Here is a 17,500-nt window from a genome sequence, read left to right on the forward strand (position 1 = left end):
CGCCGCTAACCGCTCTTCAGCATATAGCCGGCGCCACGAACCGTATGCAGGATGGGCTTGTCGAAGCCCTTCTCGATCTTGCCGCGCAGCCGCGAGACATGGACGTCGATGACATTGGTCTGCGGATCGAAATGATAATCCCAGACATTTTCGAGCAGCATGGTGCGCGTCACCACCTGGCCGGCATGGCGCATCAGATATTCCAGCAGGCGGAATTCACGTGGCTGCAACGTGATCTCGCGCGCCGCGCGACGGACCGAATGCGACAGCCTGTCGAGTTCGAGATCGCCGACGCGGTAGACGGTTTCGGCTTCCTTGGCGCTGGCGCGGCGGTTCAGCACCTCGACGCGGGCCAGAAGCTCGGAAAAGGCATAGGGCTTGGTCAGGTAGTCGTCGCCGCCGGCGCGCAGACCGGTGACCCGGTCATCGACTTCGCCGAGCGCCGAGAGGATCAGCACCGGGGTCGTGTTGCCCCTGGATCGCAGACCGGCAATGACCGACAGGCCGTCACGGCGCGGCATCATCCGGTCAATGACCATCACGTCGTAGTCGCCGGCATCGGCGAGCGCGAAGCCGGTTTCGCCATCACCAGCGACATGCGCGGTGTGGCCGGCCTCGGTAAGGGCTTTCTGCAAGTAATCCGCGGCCTCGCGATCGTCTTCTATGACGAGAATCTTCATAGGACTGTTATACGCGATTTCGCCGGAACGTTGAGTGGCAGACATCTGCATTGTGGCCTTTGCCAAAGCGCATCGAGATCAAGATCATCCGAAGCCGTACGCGATAAAGTCCTTGTCCCCGTTGTGGTTGCGCCAAGACCGCCGGAACGCTTTCAGCCGAAATATCAGGCTTTCAGACGATAGTGCGGCAGCGGGCGATGGGAGCCCGCTGCCGCCGGGGGAGAGCACGATGACTGACTAACGCGCTCCTCCACGCTTTCCCGTGCGGCGGCTCGGGGGTGTTTGAAACGGCCGCACGGGAAAAGTCGAACAGCGTCAGCCCTTGGCGACGGGCAGTGCGACGAAACGATTGGTGTCGTCGCGGGTAATCTGCATCAGCACCGCCTTGCGGCCGGATTTGACTGCGTCGGTCATCGCCTTGGTGACGTCGTCTGTGCCGTTCACCTCGGTCGAATTGACTGATGTGATGACGTCGCCTGGCTGGATACCGCGATCGGCGGCATCGCTGTCGGGGTCGACGTCGGTCACCACAAGCCCCTTGCCGTTTTCGGACTTGGTGACGGTCAGGCCGAGATCGGCCAGAGTGTCGGGCTTGGCCGGAGCGGGCGGCTGCGGCTGGTCGGCTGATGCCTGCTTGTCACTGGTGGGTAGAGTGCCGAGATCGACCTTGACCGTCTGGCTCTTGCCGGCGCGCCATACGGTGACGTCGACAGATTTGCCGGGCGAAAAGGCGCCGATCAGGCGTGCCAGTTCCTTCGGCGAAGCAACGTCCTTGCCGTCGACCTGGGTGATCACGTCACCGGCAGTGATACCGGCCTTCTTGCCGGGCCCGTTGTCCTGGGCACTGGAAACCAGCGCGCCGTTGTTGGACTTCAGACCGAGCGATTCGGCGATGTCGGACGTGACCGGCTGGATTTCGACGCCGAGCCAGCCGCGCTGCACCGAACCACTCTTCATCAGGTCCTGAACGACCTGCTTGGCGGTCGAAGCGGGAATGTCGAAGGCGATGCCGACGCTGCCGCCAGATGGCGAGAAGATCGCGGTGTTGATGCCGACGACCTGGCCGTTGAGGTTGAAGGTCGGTCCACCCGAATTGCCACGGTTGACCGACGCATCGATCTGGATGAAGTCGTCATAAGGGCCGGCGCCAATGTCGCGGCCGCGGGCCGAGACTATGCCGGCGGTGACAGTGCCGCCGAGGCCGAACGGATTGCCGACCGCCACCACCCAGTCGCCAACGCGGACCTTGGAATCATCCGCGAAGTCGACATAGGTAAACTTGCCGACACCATCGACCTTGAGCACGGCGAGATCGGTGCGCGGGTCGGTGCCGATCAGCTTGGCATCGAGTTCCTTACCGTCATTCATCACCACGGTAAAGGCCGAGCCTTCCGAAACGACATGGTTGTTGGTGACGAGATAGCCGTCATCGGAGATGAAAAAGCCGGATCCCTGCGCAACCGGCCGCGGCTGGTCGTTATTGTGGTCACGGTGGCTGAAACGCCTGTTACCGTCCTGACCGTTCTGGTCGCCAAAGCCGCGGAATTCCTTGAAGAAGCGGCGCAGCTGCGGGTTATCGGGCATGTTGTTCATGCCGTCCGGATCGTCGGACTGGTCGGAGCCATCATCGGCCGCCGGGCTGATCTTGGCCTTGACCTTGACGCTGACAACGGCGGGAGAAACGCGCTCGACGACATCGGCGAAGCCTGGCACCTGCGGCGCCTCGATGCGCACGGCGTCGGCCAGAACAGGGCTGGTTCCACTGGTCAGCGCGCCGACGCCGATCGCACCGGCCACCGCGATGGACGCGACGGCAGCCATGAGACGCTTGCGGGTGACGGAATATGAATTGGGGGCAATATTCATGGTTCTCGTATCCTCTTTCAAATGGACGCTGCGTGATCGGCATCCTCGGGAAGAGAGAATTAGAGAGGCGCACATTACAGCGCCATTTCCGACACATGAAACTTTGGTAATGTTCGGCAGCGACCGCGGCGTCAGTCGCGGCGCAATATGGCGTCCAACGATGCCTGCTCTTCGGCGGACAGGGATTTTGTCGCCAGCGTGCGGCGTGATCGCGCGGTCAGCACGATGAAAGCGCCTCCCACCAGCAACAGCAGGACAGGCGTGCCCCACAGCAACGCATTGCGCAGATCGAAACGCGGCTTCAGCAGCACGAACTCGCCATAGCGGGAGACGACGTAATCCATCACCTGCTGGTCGGTATCGCCGGCGACGAGGCGCTGGCGCACAAGGATGCGCAGGTCACGGGCAAGGTCGGCGTCGGATTCGTCGATCGACTGGTTCTGACAGACCATGCAGCGCAGGCCCTCCGACAGCGCCCGCGCTCGTGCCTCGAGCGCCGGATTGGGCAGCATCTCGTCAGGCTTCACCGCCAGTGCCGTGCCGGCGAAGAACAGTGCCAGCAGCAGGACAATGGAGGTCAGCGAAAGCTTTGCGCTCATGGCTGGCCCACGGATTTCAACGCGATCACTTGCTTGCGTCGCCGCGACGGCGCGCCGACGCGGAGGCGCCGGTCCATCAGCGACATCGCCGCGCCCGCCATCATCACCAGGCCGCCGCCCCAGATCAACGTCACCAGCGGCTTCCACCACAGGCGCACCACGACGGAACCGTCATTACCCTCGTCGCCGAGCGAGAGGTAGAGCTGGGAGAGACCGATCGTCCTGATGCCGGATTCAGTCGTCGTCATCTCCCGCACCGGATAAAACCGCTTGGCGGAGCTGATTTCGCCAACGGGACTGCCGCTGACGCCGATCAGCTCGAAGCGGCCGCGATCCTCGCTGTAGTTCGGCCCCTGGGCCGGATAAAGCCCGACGAAACGCACCGTATGGCCGGAGAGTTCGACGGTCTCGCCGGCATGCATCGACAGGATCTTCTCGGTGCCGAAGCAAAGCGTGCCGACGATGCCGAGCGTGGTCAGGCCAAGGCCAAGATGAGCGAAGGCGGTGCCGTAGACCGAGCGCGGCAAGCGGAGCAGGCGCCTGACCAAAATCCCCGGAGCAACATTGCCAAAGCCGGATTTGACGGCAAGGTCAGTGAGCGCCCCGAGGATCAGCCAGACGGCGAGGCCGACGCCCAGGGCCGCAAACACCGACGCGCCGTCGATGAACAAAGCGGTGACCAGCGTTGCCAGGAGGGCCGCGGCGAACGCCACCATCAGCCGCTGCGCAACGGCGAAAACATCGCCGCGCTTCCAGGCCAGCAGCGGCCCGAACGGAACCACCAGCAGCAGTGGCACCATCAGGGGTCCGAAGGTGAGGTTGAAGAACGGCGCGCCGACCGAAATCTTGTCGGCTGAAAAGGCCTCCACGGCAAGCGGATAGAGCGTGCCGACGAGCACAGTCGCGGTCGCCGTGGTCAGGAACAGATTGTTGAGGACGAGCGCACCCTCGCGCGAAATCGGATGAAACAGGCCGCCGGCCGTCAGACGCGAGGCGCGCAACGCAAACAGCGCCAGCGAGCCGCCGATGAACAATGTCAGGATGCACAGGATGAAGACGCCGCGTGTCGGGTCGGTGGCGAAGGCGTGGACCGAAGTCAAGACACCCGAGCGCACCAGGAAGGTGCCGAGCAGGGACATCGAAAAGGTGAGAATGGCGAGCAGCAGCGTCCAGATCTTCAGTGCCGAGCGCTTTTCCATGACGATCGCCGAATGAAGCAGCGCCGTGCCGGACAGCCACGGCATGAAGGAGGCGTTCTCGACCGGGTCCCAGAACCAGAAACCGCCCCAACCGAGTTCGTAGTAGGCCCAGTAGGATCCCATGGCGATGCCGCCGGTCAGGAACATCCAGGCGACCAACGTCCACGGCCGCACCCAGCGCGCCCAGGACGCGTCGATGCGCCCTTCGATGAGGGCGGCGACCGAAAAGGAAAAGCAGATCGAGAAGCCGACATAACCGAGATAGAGGAAGGGCGGGTGGATCGCGAGGCCGAGATCCTGGAGGATCGGGTTGAGATCGCGGCCCTCGATCGGCGCCGGATTGAGCCGGATGAACGGATTGGACGTCGCCAGGATGAACAAGAAGAAGGCGGCGCCGATGGCACCCTGCACGGCAAGCACGTTGGCGCGCAGCGTCGCCGGCAGATTTGACCCGAAGGCGGCGACAAGGGCGCCGAAGAAGGTCAGGATCAGCACCCAGAGCAGCATCGAGCCTTCGTGATTGCCCCAGGTTCCGGTGATCTTGTAGATCAGCGGTTGCAGCGAATGCGAGTTTTCCCATACGCTCGCCACCGAGAAATCAGAGCTTGCGTAAGCGCTCGCCAACGCCACGAAGGACAGCGCCGTCAGGGCAAAGCCGGTCACCGCGACTGGCCCACCGACCGCCATCAGGCGCTGGTTGTTCAGACGTGCGCCAAACAGCGGTACGAGCGTCTGCACAAGCGACAGCGCAAACGCCAGGACCAAGGCGAAATGTCCGGTTTCAACCATGGCTGTAATTCACTCTTGCTCTCCTGCCAGAGCTATTCACTCTTGCTCTCCTGCCAGACGCCCTTGGCCTTCAGGCCGTCGGCCACGTCCTTGGGCATATAGCGCTCATCATGCTTGGCGAGCACGCTGTCGGCAACGAAGACGCCGTCCGGGCCGAATGTGCCCTCGGTGATCACGCCCTGCTCTTCGCGGAAAAGATCGGGCAGGATGCCCGTATAGGTGACCTTGACCGATTTGTGGGTGTCGGTGACCGAAAAGCCGACGGTCGCCCTCTGCCCGCGCTGGATCGTGCCTTTTTCAACCAGCCCGCCCAGCCGGATGCGCTGGCCAGGCTGGACACTGGCGGTGGTCAGATCAGCCGGCATGTAGAAATAGGACGCCTTCTGGCCAAGCGCATAGAAGGTCAGCCCGGTGGCGGCGCCAAGGAAAGCCAGTCCGCCCGCGATCACCGACAATCGTTTCTGCTTGCGCGTCATGTCTTGTTCTACTCCGTTGCCGTCAGGCCAAGCGAGGCGGCAAAGGCGGTGAATTTTTTCGCTTCGTCACTGTCGGCTCCAAAGACGGCAATGGCGCGACCGAGCGCCTGACGTGCCAGATCGGCCTTGCCCAGCACGACATAGGAACGAACGAGGCGCATCCAACCTTCCGGATCGCGCGGATTTTGCCGCAGCTTGTNCCTTGCCCAGCACGACATAGGAACGAACGAGGCGCATCCAACCTTCCGGATCGCGCGGATTTTGCCGCAGCTTGTCGTCGAGGCGGGCGACCATCGTGCTGATCATCGCTTCCCTATCAGCGGGAGACATCGACGATGCAGCGTCGATATCGCCGGCATCGGGACCGTTGGTGGCGCCGCCGGAAGCGACTGCGGGACTGCCGGACCTGGCCAGCGCCTGCTCGACCGCACTGCGCCATGGCGACTCCGGCGGCAGCTTGCCCAACATTGCCCGCCAGGCTGTGGCCGCCTCCTTGGTGCGGCCCTCCTGCGCCAGCGCCATCGCCAGATAGAAGCTCGCCTTCGCATTGGCCGGGTCGAGCTCCAAGGCCGCCTCGAAGGCCTTCTGTGCATCGGCCGAGACGATGCCGCCTGCCGCACCGGCGATCGCCTCGCCAAGGCCGGCCTGGCGAACGGCGCTGTCGCCATCGAGGCGGATAGCGTTGCGATAGGCCGCCGCCGCGTCGGAAAAGCGCTGCATGCGCAGATAGACTGGCGCGAGCACATCCCAGCCCCTGCCATCGGAAGGATTGGCAGCAAGATGGGCTTCGGCCCGCGCCACCAATTCGTCGACCGAACTGTCGGCCGGGTTCTTGGCCAACCGCTCGCTGAGCGGTTGCGACGGCAAGTCGGGTGAGCCGAGCTGACTGTAAAGGCCCCAACTGACCAGCGGCACTGCCAGAACGGCCGCGGTGGCGACCAGCCTTGCCGCTACCGAAATTCGGCCAACGGACGCTTTGCCCGCCGTTGCCGCATTGTCGAGGCGAAGGATGCGGCGAGCGATCTCGGCGCGCGCTTCGGCAGCTTCCCCCGGCTGGATCAAGCCACGCGCAGCGTCGCGGTCAAGCTCGGACAACTGATCGCGATAGACTTCGAGATCGTGATCACTGCTCGACGACGCGCCCTTCGAGCTGGCGGCCAGCGGCAGCAGCACCGCCAGGCTTGCACCCAGCGTGAGAATTGCGGCTATGACCCAGAACAGCATGGTTCTTCCAATAATGGCAGAGTTCTGCCGTGCCAACACAGGCTTCCTGCTACGCTTTGACGGCAGGCGCGCCGCATGTCCTTGATCGACATCAACCGACCGGACACCAGCCGGACCCTGTCTCAGCTTCTATGCATGTCGTCGTCCTAAAAACGGCTGCGCGGTTGGGCGACATGCACCGTCAGGTCAGCGGCGTCCAACTGCCGTTGGTGTTACGGCAAGCGGTTCCGCGCGCCGTCGCCCCGGCGCCGCCGGTGAAAACCGTCTGCGTATACTGGCGGCAATCCTGCGAACCGACGCGATAGGGCTGTGCCGGAACCACCTCGCCATAGCGCGAAGCCTGGGCGCCTTTCCACGTTACCTTCTGGCCGCTGGACGTGTATTCGAGCGCCTTGTATTCAGCCTCGAGCGCACTGCGCTTCTCGGTCTCGCTGAGGCCGGCGCCGATCGACCCGCCGATGAGGCCGCCGCCCATCGCCGAAATGATCGTCGCGGTGACCTTGCCGCTGGAAGGAGGCGTCGAGGCCGGTGTCACTGCTACGGTCGGCCCCTTGCCGCTCAGGGTGGTGCAGCCGGAAACGGCCAGCAATGCGGAAATAAGCGCGACGCGAATCTTCATGCCAACAACCGGTGTTCTTGAGTTGGAGCCTGCTATGGATAGGCCGGAGGCCACGTCATCGGAGAAGATGGCGCTGCCATAATATTGAGATTTGTCGGAAATTTGGCCGCTGCCGGCCAATCCGGGACCAATCGACATGCCGCCATAACATGCCCCGTTCATCAATGTCGAATGGCCGTGACTGAACATCACTGAAGGCTCCGCAATCGCACCACCGCCTTCAATCCGCCCATGCCGGACCGTTCGAGCGCCAGGACGCCTCCATACTCGTTGACGAGGTCGGCGACAATGGCCAGCCCGAGACCTGTTCCAGGCTTTGTCTCATCCAGACGCCGTCCGCGCTTCAGCGCCTCGCGTGCCTTGTCATCGGGAATGCCAGGGCCGTCATCCTCGATATCGATCTCAAACAGGCCGGCCGGATCATCCTTGCCAGTCAAAGGCACGACCGAGACCAACACCGCGCTTTTTGCCCATTTCATCGCGTTTTCGAGCAGATTGCCGATCAACTCCTCAAGGTCCTCGCGCTCGCCTGCGAAGACGATTTCGGCCGCAGGCAACGACAGCGACAGATTTGTCTGCGGATTGAGCTTCTGCAGGACCCGCACCATGCGCTGCACCAGCGGCGTCACGGGCGTGCGGAAGACGACGCTGTCGCGCTGCGCCGCGACGCGGGCGCGCTGTAGATAGTGCTCGACCTGCTTCTGCATGGAAGCGGCTTGTTCGGCGATCAGCTGTCCCTTGGCTCCGCCAAGCGCCCGGCCCTCATTGAGCAGCACCGCGAGCGGCGTCTTCAGCGAATGGGCGAGATTGCCGACCTGGGTCCGCGACCGCTCGACGATGCGCCTGTTGTTTTCGATCAACGCATTGGTTTCGTTGGCTAGCGGTTCGATCTCGGCCGGGAACTGGCCGTCGAGCCTCTGCGCGGTGCCCTCGCGAACCATGGCAAGCGCATTCCTCACCCGGCGCAGCGGCTGCAGGCCGAGCAGGATGGCAATCGCGTTGATGGCGATCATGCCGACGCCGAACAGGCTGAGATAGGTCAGCAGGCGGCGTTGGAAGCTGGCGATTTCCTGCTCGAGTTCGCTCTGGTTGCCCATGACGCGGAAGCGCGCGGCGCGGTTCTTGGAATCGAGAACGAATTCGCTCTCGAACACTTCGAGTTGCTCGCCATCGATGCCTTCGGTCGGATAGCTGCGCTGGAAACTGGCGTTGAAGGGCACCTCTGCGACATCAGGCGATGGGATTTTGCGCGTCATCGAAGACGAGTGAAGATCCCCATGCACGCCCTCCGAGGCGGGCTCTACCGACCAGTACCAGCCCGAATTCGGCTCCGAGAAGCGGAGATCGCCGAGGTCGGGCGCACCGGTGAGCGCACCGTTGTCGGAAATACCGATGGAGCCGATCAAATTGAACAGATGCGCCGAAAGCAGGCTGTCGAAGCCGCGCTCGCTGGCCTGGCGATAGAGTGTGGTGATCAGGGTGAATATGACGACGAGCGTCACGATCGCCCAGACAGTGGAAAAGGCGATGACGCGGAACGTCAGCGAACGCGGCCACAAACGCAGCGAAAGCGGCGTCCTTGCGGTTGGTTTGAGCGGTTCCGAGTTACGCCTCCGGCTCACGCATGCGGTAGCCCATGCCACGCACGGTTTCAATCATGTCGATGCTCATCTTCTTGCGAAGACGCCCGACAAAGACCTCGATAGTGTTGGAATCGCGGTCGAAATCCTGATCATAGAGATGCTCGACCAGTTCCGTGCGCGAGACGACCTCGCCCATATGGTGCATCAGATAGGCAAGCAGGCGGAATTCGTGCGACGTCAGTTTCAGCGGCACGCCGTCGACATCGGCCTTGGACGCCTTGGTGTCGAGGCGCAACGGTCCGCAGGTCAGTTCGGACGAGGCATGGCCGGCAGCGCGCCGGATCAGGGCCCGAACCCTCGCCAGCACCTCCTCGATGTGGAACGGCTTGGTGACATAGTCGTCGGCGCCGGCATCGATACCGGAGACCTTGTCGCTCCAGCGGTCGCGCGCCGTCAGCATCAGCACAGGCATTTTGCGGCCGCCGCGCCGCCAGCGCTCGACGACGCTGATGCCATCCATCTGCGGCAGGCCGATGTCGAGCACGACGGCATCGTAGGGCTCGGTGTCGCCGAGGAAGTGGCCTTCCTCGCCGTCGAAGGCGCGGTCGACGACGTAGCCGGCATCGACCAGTGCATCCGATATTTGCCGATTGAGATCCTTGTCATCTTCGACGACGAGTACGCGCATGCGGAGTTCGATACCTGTTGAAGAGCTAGGGTCAGATATAGGCCGATTCCGGCGGCCTGGGAAACGGAAGGGTCAGTTCAGTGGAACGACGATTTCGGAACGGCGCGGACGTTGTCCGTCCTTGCCCGGAACGAGCACGACGATGACACAGACAGGCTGGCCGCCGCGCGTCGATTGCGAGGCCTTGGCCAGCGTTCCGCCATTCTGTTCGGCCACTTGTTGACCGATCGCGTAGCAATCGGACGCCGCCAGTACAATCGGGCTGGCCTGTTCGGGCGCGACGGCCGGTATCGCCACAGCCTGCGACGCAAACAGCCCGGCAGCGCAGAGCGCCAGTGTCGCGGTTCGGAGGTGGGAGCGAAGCGTTTTCATGGTCGAGTTTGTAACGCATCGGTGCTGAACGTGAAATGAACGGTGAACGTCGCCGAAAACATCCTCGCTACACCCCTGCAACGCGAGACAGTCAACCTGGGATTTCACCGCCTCAAACCGTGATTTCCCGCGAGGCTCCAGTCTAGACTCCGTTTCGACCATATTGAAAGCGTGTCAGGCGCTTTCCTGCGTTATCGCGCGAAAACGCAGCAGCCCGTGATGCACGAGCAGGTCCTCGTCATGGCGGACCTCGGTGAATTCGAGCGAGAGTCGTGTCTGGCCGTGGGGGCCAATCTCCAGCACCGCATTGGCGAGCCGCGCCTTGATGGCGTCCATGATGGCAAGCGTTTCGGCTTCCCCCTTGGCTTTCGACCAGACATGCAGCGTGACCAGCTGATCATTATTGTTCTCCGCGCTCGTATCCCAGTCAAAGGCAGAGGTCTGGCCACAAGTCACGTAGGGAAAAGCGGCATTGTCGGTTGCCCGTTCGAGCAATCCCGCGCCGCCCAGCAAGGTCGACAGTGAGGCATCGCTTTTAAGCCTCAGAAACAGTGCCTGCTGCAAATCGCCGGGCGCGGTCATCGTCCTCTCCTCTAGCCTTTGCGCTGCCGACCATTGCCTTTCGGAAGCCTGTCTGGGTTCTGCATACTGTGTCAGATATAGCCATTCGACGCGCGGAGGCGATGGCGATTCGTCATCGGATCGATGAATGCTGATACGACTTTGCCAACAACGTCGTCAGGGGCACTGCGCGGCGTTGCGATCTAGGCAGGATTGGCCGCGTCGGTGAGGTTTGTTTTGTCTGACACCATCTGCCCACGCCTCTGGACATCAGTTTTCAGATAGCGGCTTGTTCCAGCCGCATTTGAAGGCCAGTATCGAACGTGCCTTCAAGGCGTCCGTTGCGGTCCGTGACCGAACGTGACACCATTTCCGTCGAGCTTGGTCGATACCCGGAGCGTCGGAGCTTTTGCTGGCCGGCGGCACCCTTGACTCAGTCAGCACCGCGGTCACCGCGATCCTCGAAGGCGATGGCGGCTTTGCATGAAGTCGCAAACGAGTGACGTGATCCGTCTCCCGACGAAAAGGCGAGTGCTTTTCCTTGGGAAACTCGCGGAGCGAGCTTGAAGACGAGGCAGCCCACGAGCGGGTTTTGCCGAAACCAAAGCAAGATGCGAGGTCGAATGCGATGCAGTCTACCCCCCACAAAATCCCGGTTTCCATCATTATTCCGAATTACAATTACGCGCGTTTCCTTGAACGCAGCATCGACAGCGCCCTGGAGCAGGACCACGACGATGTCGAAGTTATCGTCGTCGACGATGCATCGCAGGACAATTCCACGACCATCATGAAATCCTACGGCGACAGGATCCTTGCTTGTCCGCGACGAAAGAATGGCGGGCACGCGGCCGCCTTCAACACCGGCTTTGCTGCGAGCTCCGGCAGAATCGTCCTCTTCCTCGACGCCGACGATTATCTTTATCCGGAAGCCGTCTCCAGGATCGTCGACACCTGGGACGAGGCAACCGCCCAGGTGCAATCCAGATTGCACATTGTCGATGACCGGCAACGCATCAAGGACGTCTTTCCGCCGCCGGAGCTGCCCTTCGACAGCGGCGATGTCATGCCGAAGCTTCTGCGCAAGGGGCGCTACCAGACGACCGTAACCAGCGGGCTCGCCTTTGACCGGACGACCCTGGAATCGATCATGCCGATTCCGGAACCGGATTTCCGCCAGGGCGCCGACGGCTATCTTGCGACGCTGGCGCCGCTCTATGGCCAAGTCCAGTCCATCGATGAATGTGTCGGCGCTTACAGAATCCACGGCGCCAACCATTCGGTCTTCGGTGAAAAGCTCGCCGAGCGGGCACGCTGGCGGGTAGAGCACGATTTCCACCGCATGGAGGCGCTGTCGGACCAGGTATCGCAGGCCGGCCTGACCGTCGTGCCGGCAGAAATTGTTCGCCATGATCCTGTCCACCTGGAAGAACGGCTGGCATCGCTCTGCACGGACAGGCACCGGCACCCCGTCGCCGACGATTCCCGCCTGGCGCTCGCGGCGGCGGGCGCTGTCGCCAGCCTCGAAATGACGGCGTCCCTGCGCCGCCGCGCCGTGCTTGCCGCCTGGTTCCTTTCTGTCGGCATGCTGCCGCGACAAATGGCCATGGCGGTGCTGTCGTGGAAGCTCGACGCATCGTCCCGACCGACATTCCTTGCTCGCCTGTCCAGGACAATACGCCGCGCGATGGGGTAGCCCCAAGCCCTTGTGCAGGACGGGAGGGTGCGCTGCCCCGAAGGTCCCAAATGAGCCTGCGCTGCGCTTTGCCTACTGCGCCCCGCGCTGCCTGACCACGACGCTGCGCACCGCCAGCACCAGCACCGTGATGATGATCAAGATCACCGAGAGTGCGGCGATTGCAGGGTCGATGTTGTCGCGCAGGCCCATCCACATCAGCCTGGGCAGCGTGATCGCGTTGACCGAGGTGATGAACAGTGTGACACCGATTTCTTCCCAGGACAGAACGAAGGACAAAAGCGCCGCGGTGATGATGCCGAATTTGATGTTGGGCATGATGATCCGGGTGGCGCGCTCCCAGACCGAGGCGCCAAGCCCGCGCGCGGCAAGATCGATGCGGCGGTCGAGCTGACTAAGCGAGACCAGCATCAGCACGGTGGCAAAGGGCACGGTCATCACCGAATGCGCCATGGCGACACCAAGCCATGTGTCATAACCAAAGAACGAGCTGAAACCTGAGATCGAGGTGAGCAGGAAGTAGAGCGTGATCGCCGAGACCACAGGCGGCACCACCATGGGCAGCAGCACAAAGCCGACGAGTGCCGCCGTGAAGCGCGGCTGGAACATCCAGACCCCGAGGCTAAAGCATAGTGCCAGCACGGTGGAAAAGGCGCTGCTGACGATACCGATGCGGATGCTGAGCAAGATCGATTGGAGCCAGCGCGGATCCTCGACCAACGACCGGTAGTGGCGCAACGACAGTTCACCTGACGGCATCGCCAGCATGCGGCTCGGCGTCAGCGACACCGGGATGACGGCAAGCAGCGGCAGCAGCAGGAATAGCGCCACGAAAGCGGCGATGACTAGCGAGGCGGGACCGGGGCGATAGGTTGGCATCAGATCAATTGCTTCGGTCTGACATAACGGAACAGCAGCGCCATCAGCGCGCCGACGAACAACACCAGGACCACGCTGATGGCCGCCCCCAGACCCCAGTCCGGGCTCTGGAAGATCCTGAGATAGATCAGCTCGGCGATCATGACGCTGCGGCCGCCACCAAGGATCGCCGGCGTGACAAAGAAGCCGAGCGAAAAGACGAAGACGATCATCGCCGCGCCGATGATGCCAGAGCGCGTCATCGGTACGAACACCGTCCAGAAGGTGCGCATGCGGCTGGAGCCGAGGCCGCGCGCGGCCAGCAGCACGCGGTCGTCTAGGCTGCGCATGGCCGATGCCAGCGGGAAGACGGCGAAAGGAATGAGGAAATGCGTCATGCCGACGATGACGCCGAATTCGTTGCGCACCAGCGCCAGCGGTTCGGAAATGAAGCCGATCGCCTGCAGCCAACTGTTGATCAGGCCGCGATTGGACAATAGCGCCACCCAGCCGAAGGCACGGGTCAGGACGGAAATCCAGAAGGGGACGAGAATGCAGAACTCGGCGATCAGGCGCTGTGCCCGGGTTCCTCGCACCCAGACGACGGTGATGGCGTAGGCAGCGGCGACCGAAACCACAGTGACGACCGCCGCTATGCGCAGCGTGCGGATGAACACCGACTGCACCAGATCGTCGGTGAGCAGCGCCTCATACTGCCCGAGCCCCGGCGTCGGCAGCGTAAAGCTCCATTTGACGACGCCGAAGAACGGCCAGGCATAGGCGAGGACAAGAAACAGGAGCAGCGGCGCCATCAACAGCGCCGCGCCCATCCTGTCGGAGAGATAGGACCTCATTTGGACCCGATTATCCCGGCCTTGGTCAGGCCGAGATGATCTTGGTGTATTCGTCGAGCGCTGCCCCGTAATTCTTGGCGTACCAGTCCATGTCGAGTGCGATCTGCTTCTTCATGTTCTCGGGATCGACCGGGTTGATGCGCTTCTTGTCGGCGGGAATCAGCGCGTCGGCAGCCGGATTTGCAGGGCCCTGGCCGAGCTTGTCGAACATGACCAGCTCCTTTTGCGGGTCCTGGGTGCTGGCGATGAACTTCATGGCCGCTTCCTTGCCGCCGGGATTGCCCTTGAGCACGGCGAGCGCACCGGGCGAGATCAGGCCCTGGTCCCAGATGAACTTGATCTTGCCGCCCGAATCCTGCTCGATCAATGACGCGCGCGTCGACCAGACGATCGCCATCGAGGCCTCGCCATTGAGCAGCACGCTCTGGCTTTCGGCACCGCCGCCCCAGTAGGCAACGACGTTTTCCTTGAAGGCGGCGATCTTGTCATGGGCGCGCTTGAGATCGAGCGGATAGAGCGACGCCGGCGCGATGCCGTCGGCCAGCAGGGCGGCTTCCCAGCTCGACACGCCCCATTTGTAGAGCGAGCGCTTGCCGGGGAATTTCTTCACGTCGAAGAAATCGGCCATGCCGGTCGGCGCGTCCTTGCCGTACTTCTCGGAGTCGTAGGCGATGACATAGGAGAAGAAATAGGTCGAGGCGGCGTATTCCCAGCCAAAGCCTTCGCGCATCTTCTTCTTGTCGACGATCGTATAATCGATCGGCTCGAGGGCGCCCTGGGCACCGAGGGTGATGGCCGAGAACGGGTCGACGTCGACGAGGTCCCAGGTCGGCGCGCCGCTCTTGAACTGCGCGGCAATGGCGCCTTCGGTCGGGCCCGAGCCATCCATCTTGACGGTGATGCCGGTTTCCTTGGTGAAGGGCTGGCCGTAGGCGGCGTCGTAAGCCGTGATGGCGTCACCGCCCCAGTTGACCAGCACCAGTTCCTTCGCCGCGGCAAAGGCACCGGTCGAGCGCAGCATCATCGGCGTGCCGGCCAGCACGAATGCTGCCAGCCGCGTGAATTGGCGGCGCGAGATTTCGCCGCGACCTGCCCTGGCGGACAGGCTCTCGACGGCTTGTTTCTTGGTATCGTGTGTCATGTCAGTTCCCCTTTTTTGTCGTTGATAGTACCGCAAAGTGGTGGGCACTTGTCTCGCCACACCGTTCGTCATTGTCCTCCATGCGGAAGGAGGAAACCCTTTTCAGCCGGCCAGGTGAGCCAGACGGAGTTGCCCTTGCTGAGCGCGGCAGCCGCTACCTCGTTCGGCACCGAGACCGTGATCTTGGCGCCTTGCCGCGTCGTCAGGTCAAGCCGCGTTGCCGCGCCGAGATAGGTGGAGTTGGTCGCTGTCGCGGCGATGCCGTTCTCACCGGCTGCCGCCTCCCCTGATATCGACATGTATTCGGGCCGGATCGCCAGGATCGCATCGCCGCGCACTGCCTCGGCCTTGCAACGCATGGAGACCGCACGGTCTTCGCAGAGGCCGGTCGAGCCATCGCCTGCCGGGTGGACGCCCTTCAGCGGCAGCATGTTGATCTCGCCGAGGAACTCGGCGACGAAGCGGTTGTCCGGCCGGTCGTAGACCTCGTCGGGCGCTCCGACCTGCAGCAGTTTGCCATGGTTGAAGATGGCGACGCGCGACGACAGCGCCAGTGCCTCGCTCTGGTCGTGGGTGACGAAGACGAAGGTGGTGCCGGTCTCCTGGTGCAGCCGCTTCATCTCGGCCTGCATCTGGCCGCGCAGGCCCTTGTCCAGTGCCGAGAACGGTTCATCGAGCAACAGCACGCCCGGCTCGAACACCAGCGCGCGCGCCAGCGCCACGCGCTGCTGCTGGCCGCCGGAAAGCTGCGCCGGCAGCTTTTTCTCGTGGCCCTTGAGGCCTACGCGTTCGATCATCTCGCCGACCCGGCGCTTGATGTCGGCCGCCGATTTCTTGCGCACCTTGAGGGGAAAGGCGATGTTGGCTTCCACGCTCATGTGCGGAAACAGCGCGTAGCCCTGGAACACCATGCCGGCAGCGCGCTGCTCGGCCGGCCGGTCGGTGATGTCGACGCCATCGCTGAACAGACGGCCCTCGCTCGGCTGCACGAAGCCGGCAAGGATCATCAGGAATGTGGTCTTGCCCGAGCCGGACGGTCCGAGCAGGGTCAGGAACTCGCCACGGCCTATATCGAGCGACAGATTGTCCAATGCACGGAACGAGCCGAAGCTTTTGCCGATCCCAATTGCCTTGATCTCTGCGGCCCGGCCGGGTTGCTGCATCCTGCCTGTTTCCTCGCTTCAGGAGAAATCGTAGGGCAGCGCGCGGCCTCACCGCAACCGAATAGTTTTCGCCTCATCGGCAAATTTGATTCATCTATCCAAATCGATGGCGCCCGTGATCGGCTGTACCTTTGGGGTGGCGCCCGTGGTCAGCCGTGCCCTTGGCGTGGCGCCCGTGGTCAGCCATGCCCTTGGCATTGCTCTCCGCGAGCTTCGACCGCAACCATCCGGCAAAGGCGTCGAGCACCGGATGCGCGGCCTTGGCGTGTTCAGAGACCAGGAAGTACGAGCGCGGCGATTTGATCGCGATATCGAAGGGACGCACCAGCCTGCCTTCGGCCAGCGCCTTGCCGCTGGTCAGTTCGTCGCCCATGGCCATGCCCTGGCCGGCGATCGCGGCCGAGAAGACGAGATTCATGTCGGAAAAGAAGATGCCGCCCTCCGGGTCGGGGTTCTCGACCTTCGATAAGGCCAGCCAGCGCGCCCAATCCTCGGTATCGCCGAGATGCAGGAGGTTGGCGCGCAAAACGTCGGCTGGCTTCGAGAATCCGCCGACCTTGTTGAGCAGCGTCGGGCTGCAGAGCGGCGTGAACGAAATCTCGCACAGAAGCTCGACCGCTCGGTTCGGCCAGTTGCCGACCCCGAAGGCGATGAAGGCATCGGCGTCGGCATTGCTGACATCGTCCAGCCGTCGCGGCGTCAGGATGCGCAGCGCGACGTCGGGATACATCTGCCGGAACTCGCCGATATGGGTGCACAGGAACAACGAGGCGAAGCCAGGCGTGCAACTGACGCTGAACGAGCCGCCGACGCCGGTGCCGGCATGGCGTGTCACCGCGTCGCCCAGGACGGTCAACGCCTTGCGCACGTCGCTGGCGTAGCGCTGGCCGCGTGGCGTCAGCGCCACGCCCTTGCCGATGCGTTCGAGCAGGTCGAAGCCGAGGTCGCGCTCCAGCAGGCGAAGCTGGTGGCTCACGGCGCTGCGGGTCAGGTGTAACTCGTCGGCGGCGCGCCAGACGCTGCCGTGACGAGCGAAGCTGTCGAGCGCTCGCAGCGCTTGTGTCGATGGTATGCGCAAGAGACCTCAGGTGAACCGAATTTGCATGAGCCGGAAAAACATATCACTTTTTGG

At 63.0% G+C, this 17,500-nt stretch carries 16 protein-coding genes and 1 pseudogene; 1 reads left to right on the forward strand and 16 read right to left on the reverse strand.

What is annotated here, in order from left to right:
* Positions 1-5: 5 nt before the first annotated feature.
* The 11 genes and pseudogenes from X744_RS151655 to X744_RS151610 all read right to left on the reverse strand — a co-directional run bounded on the left by X744_RS151655 (position 6) and on the right by X744_RS151610 (position 10,677).
* Positions 6-680, reverse strand: a complete 675-nt coding sequence (locus X744_RS151655; RefSeq protein ID WP_023760451.1) for a response regulator transcription factor — start codon at positions 678-680, stop codon at positions 6-8.
* Between the two features lie 315 nt (positions 681-995).
* On the reverse strand, positions 996-2,546 hold the full coding sequence (locus X744_RS151650; protein WP_023760452.1) for a Do family serine endopeptidase: 1,551 nt from the start codon (positions 2,544-2,546) through the stop codon (positions 996-998).
* Positions 2,547-2,677: 131 nt separating this feature from the next.
* Positions 2,678-3,145 carry a cytochrome c-type biogenesis protein gene (locus X744_RS151645; RefSeq protein WP_023760453.1) on the reverse strand — a complete coding sequence of 156 codons (468 nt, stop codon included), beginning with the start codon at positions 3,143-3,145 and terminating at the stop codon, positions 2,678-2,680.
* Positions 3,142-5,133 carry a heme lyase CcmF/NrfE family subunit gene (locus X744_RS151640; RefSeq protein ID WP_023760454.1) on the reverse strand — a complete coding sequence of 664 codons (1,992 nt, stop codon included), beginning with the start codon at positions 5,131-5,133 and terminating at the stop codon, positions 3,142-3,144. The genes X744_RS151645 and X744_RS151640 overlap by 4 nt, the downstream gene beginning before the upstream one ends.
* A gap of 32 nt (positions 5,134-5,165) precedes the next feature.
* Positions 5,166-5,609 carry a cytochrome c maturation protein CcmE gene (ccmE, locus tag X744_RS151635; protein WP_023760455.1) on the reverse strand — a complete coding sequence of 148 codons (444 nt, stop codon included), beginning with the start codon at positions 5,607-5,609 and terminating at the stop codon, positions 5,166-5,168.
* An 8-nt stretch (positions 5,610-5,617) separates the two neighbouring features.
* A pseudogene (gene ccmI, locus X744_RS12290) lies at positions 5,618-6,833 on the reverse strand (c-type cytochrome biogenesis protein CcmI).
* Positions 6,834-7,014: 181 nt separating this feature from the next.
* Complete coding sequence (locus tag X744_RS151630) at positions 7,015-7,452, reverse strand: hypothetical protein (RefSeq protein ID WP_023760457.1); 438 nt, start codon at positions 7,450-7,452, stop codon at positions 7,015-7,017.
* A gap of 188 nt (positions 7,453-7,640) precedes the next feature.
* Positions 7,641-9,074, reverse strand: coding sequence for an ATP-binding protein (locus tag X744_RS151625; protein ID WP_023760458.1), 1,434 nt, complete (start codon positions 9,072-9,074; stop codon positions 7,641-7,643).
* Positions 9,058-9,723, reverse strand: coding sequence for a response regulator transcription factor (locus tag X744_RS151620; protein ID WP_023760459.1), 666 nt, complete (start codon positions 9,721-9,723; stop codon positions 9,058-9,060). The genes X744_RS151625 and X744_RS151620 overlap by 17 nt, the downstream gene beginning before the upstream one ends.
* Before the next feature lie 72 nt (positions 9,724-9,795).
* Positions 9,796-10,095 carry a hypothetical protein gene (locus tag X744_RS151615; protein ID WP_023760460.1) on the reverse strand — a complete coding sequence of 100 codons (300 nt, stop codon included), beginning with the start codon at positions 10,093-10,095 and terminating at the stop codon, positions 9,796-9,798.
* A gap of 174 nt (positions 10,096-10,269) precedes the next feature.
* A complete protein-coding gene (locus tag X744_RS151610) occupies positions 10,270-10,677 on the reverse strand; it encodes a DUF3168 domain-containing protein (protein ID WP_023760461.1) in 408 nt (135 codons plus the stop codon).
* 607 nt (positions 10,678-11,284) lie between these two features.
* Between X744_RS151610 and X744_RS151605 the strand changes: the two genes are divergently transcribed.
* Positions 11,285-12,352, forward strand: coding sequence for a glycosyltransferase (locus tag X744_RS151605; RefSeq protein ID WP_023760462.1), 1,068 nt, complete (start codon positions 11,285-11,287; stop codon positions 12,350-12,352).
* A gap of 72 nt (positions 12,353-12,424) precedes the next feature.
* On the opposite strand, the gene X744_RS151600 is transcribed toward X744_RS151605, so the two are convergent.
* The 5 genes from X744_RS151600 to X744_RS151580 form a co-directional block, all read right to left on the reverse strand.
* Positions 12,425-13,231 carry an ABC transporter permease gene (locus X744_RS151600; protein WP_023760463.1) on the reverse strand — a complete coding sequence of 269 codons (807 nt, stop codon included), beginning with the start codon at positions 13,229-13,231 and terminating at the stop codon, positions 12,425-12,427.
* Entirely contained in the window at positions 13,231-14,064 is an 834-nt protein-coding gene (locus X744_RS151595; RefSeq protein WP_023760464.1) for an ABC transporter permease, read from the reverse strand. The genes X744_RS151600 and X744_RS151595 overlap by 1 nt, the downstream gene beginning before the upstream one ends.
* 25 nt (positions 14,065-14,089) lie before the next feature.
* A complete protein-coding gene (locus tag X744_RS151590) occupies positions 14,090-15,205 on the reverse strand; it encodes an ABC transporter substrate-binding protein (RefSeq protein ID WP_023760465.1) in 1,116 nt (371 codons plus the stop codon).
* Positions 15,206-15,273: 68 nt separating this feature from the next.
* Complete coding sequence (locus X744_RS151585) at positions 15,274-16,368, reverse strand: ABC transporter ATP-binding protein (RefSeq protein ID WP_023760466.1); 1,095 nt, start codon at positions 16,366-16,368, stop codon at positions 15,274-15,276.
* 94 nt (positions 16,369-16,462) lie between these two features.
* Positions 16,463-17,446: a LysR substrate-binding domain-containing protein gene (locus X744_RS151580; protein ID WP_023760467.1), complete on the reverse strand. Its 984-nt coding sequence runs from the start codon at positions 17,444-17,446 to the stop codon at positions 16,463-16,465.
* Between the last annotated feature and the right edge of the window lie 54 nt (positions 17,447-17,500).

Source organism: Mesorhizobium sp. LNHC252B00, from assembly GCF_000502955.1.
Taxonomy (GTDB): domain Bacteria; phylum Pseudomonadota; class Alphaproteobacteria; order Rhizobiales; family Rhizobiaceae; genus Mesorhizobium.

Excerpts from the sequence above, each read along its gene's own strand:
- X744_RS151595 (WP_023760464.1), bottom strand. The coding sequence starts at position 14,064 with ATGAGGTCCTATCTCTCCGACAGGATGGGCGCGGCGCTGTTGATGGCG.
- X744_RS151650 (WP_023760452.1), bottom strand. The coding sequence starts at position 2,546 with ATGAATATTGCCCCCAATTCATATTCCGTCACCCGCAAGCGTCTCATG.
- X744_RS151590 (WP_023760465.1), bottom strand. The coding sequence starts at position 15,205 with ATGACACACGATACCAAGAAACAAGCCGTCGAGAGCCTGTCCGCCAGG.
- X744_RS151640 (WP_023760454.1), bottom strand. The coding sequence starts at position 5,133 with ATGGTTGAAACCGGACATTTCGCCTTGGTCCTGGCGTTTGCGCTGTCG.
- X744_RS151655 (WP_023760451.1), bottom strand. The coding sequence starts at position 680 with ATGAAGATTCTCGTCATAGAAGACGATCGCGAGGCCGCGGATTACTTG.
- X744_RS151620 (WP_023760459.1), bottom strand. The coding sequence starts at position 9,723 with ATGCGCGTACTCGTCGTCGAAGATGACAAGGATCTCAATCGGCAAATA.
- X744_RS151600 (WP_023760463.1), bottom strand. The coding sequence starts at position 13,231 with ATGCCAACCTATCGCCCCGGTCCCGCCTCGCTAGTCATCGCCGCTTTC.
- X744_RS151585 (WP_023760466.1), bottom strand. The coding sequence starts at position 16,368 with ATGCAGCAACCCGGCCGGGCCGCAGAGATCAAGGCAATTGGGATCGGC.
- X744_RS151610 (WP_023760461.1), bottom strand. The coding sequence starts at position 10,677 with ATGACCGCGCCCGGCGATTTGCAGCAGGCACTGTTTCTGAGGCTTAAA.
- ccmE (WP_023760455.1), bottom strand. The coding sequence starts at position 5,609 with ATGACGCGCAAGCAGAAACGATTGTCGGTGATCGCGGGCGGACTGGCT.
- X744_RS151605 (WP_023760462.1), top strand. The coding sequence starts at position 11,285 with ATGCAGTCTACCCCCCACAAAATCCCGGTTTCCATCATTATTCCGAAT.
- X744_RS151645 (WP_023760453.1), bottom strand. The coding sequence starts at position 3,145 with ATGAGCGCAAAGCTTTCGCTGACCTCCATTGTCCTGCTGCTGGCACTG.
- X744_RS151615 (WP_023760460.1), bottom strand. The coding sequence starts at position 10,095 with ATGAAAACGCTTCGCTCCCACCTCCGAACCGCGACACTGGCGCTCTGC.
- X744_RS151630 (WP_023760457.1), bottom strand. The coding sequence starts at position 7,452 with ATGAAGATTCGCGTCGCGCTTATTTCCGCATTGCTGGCCGTTTCCGGC.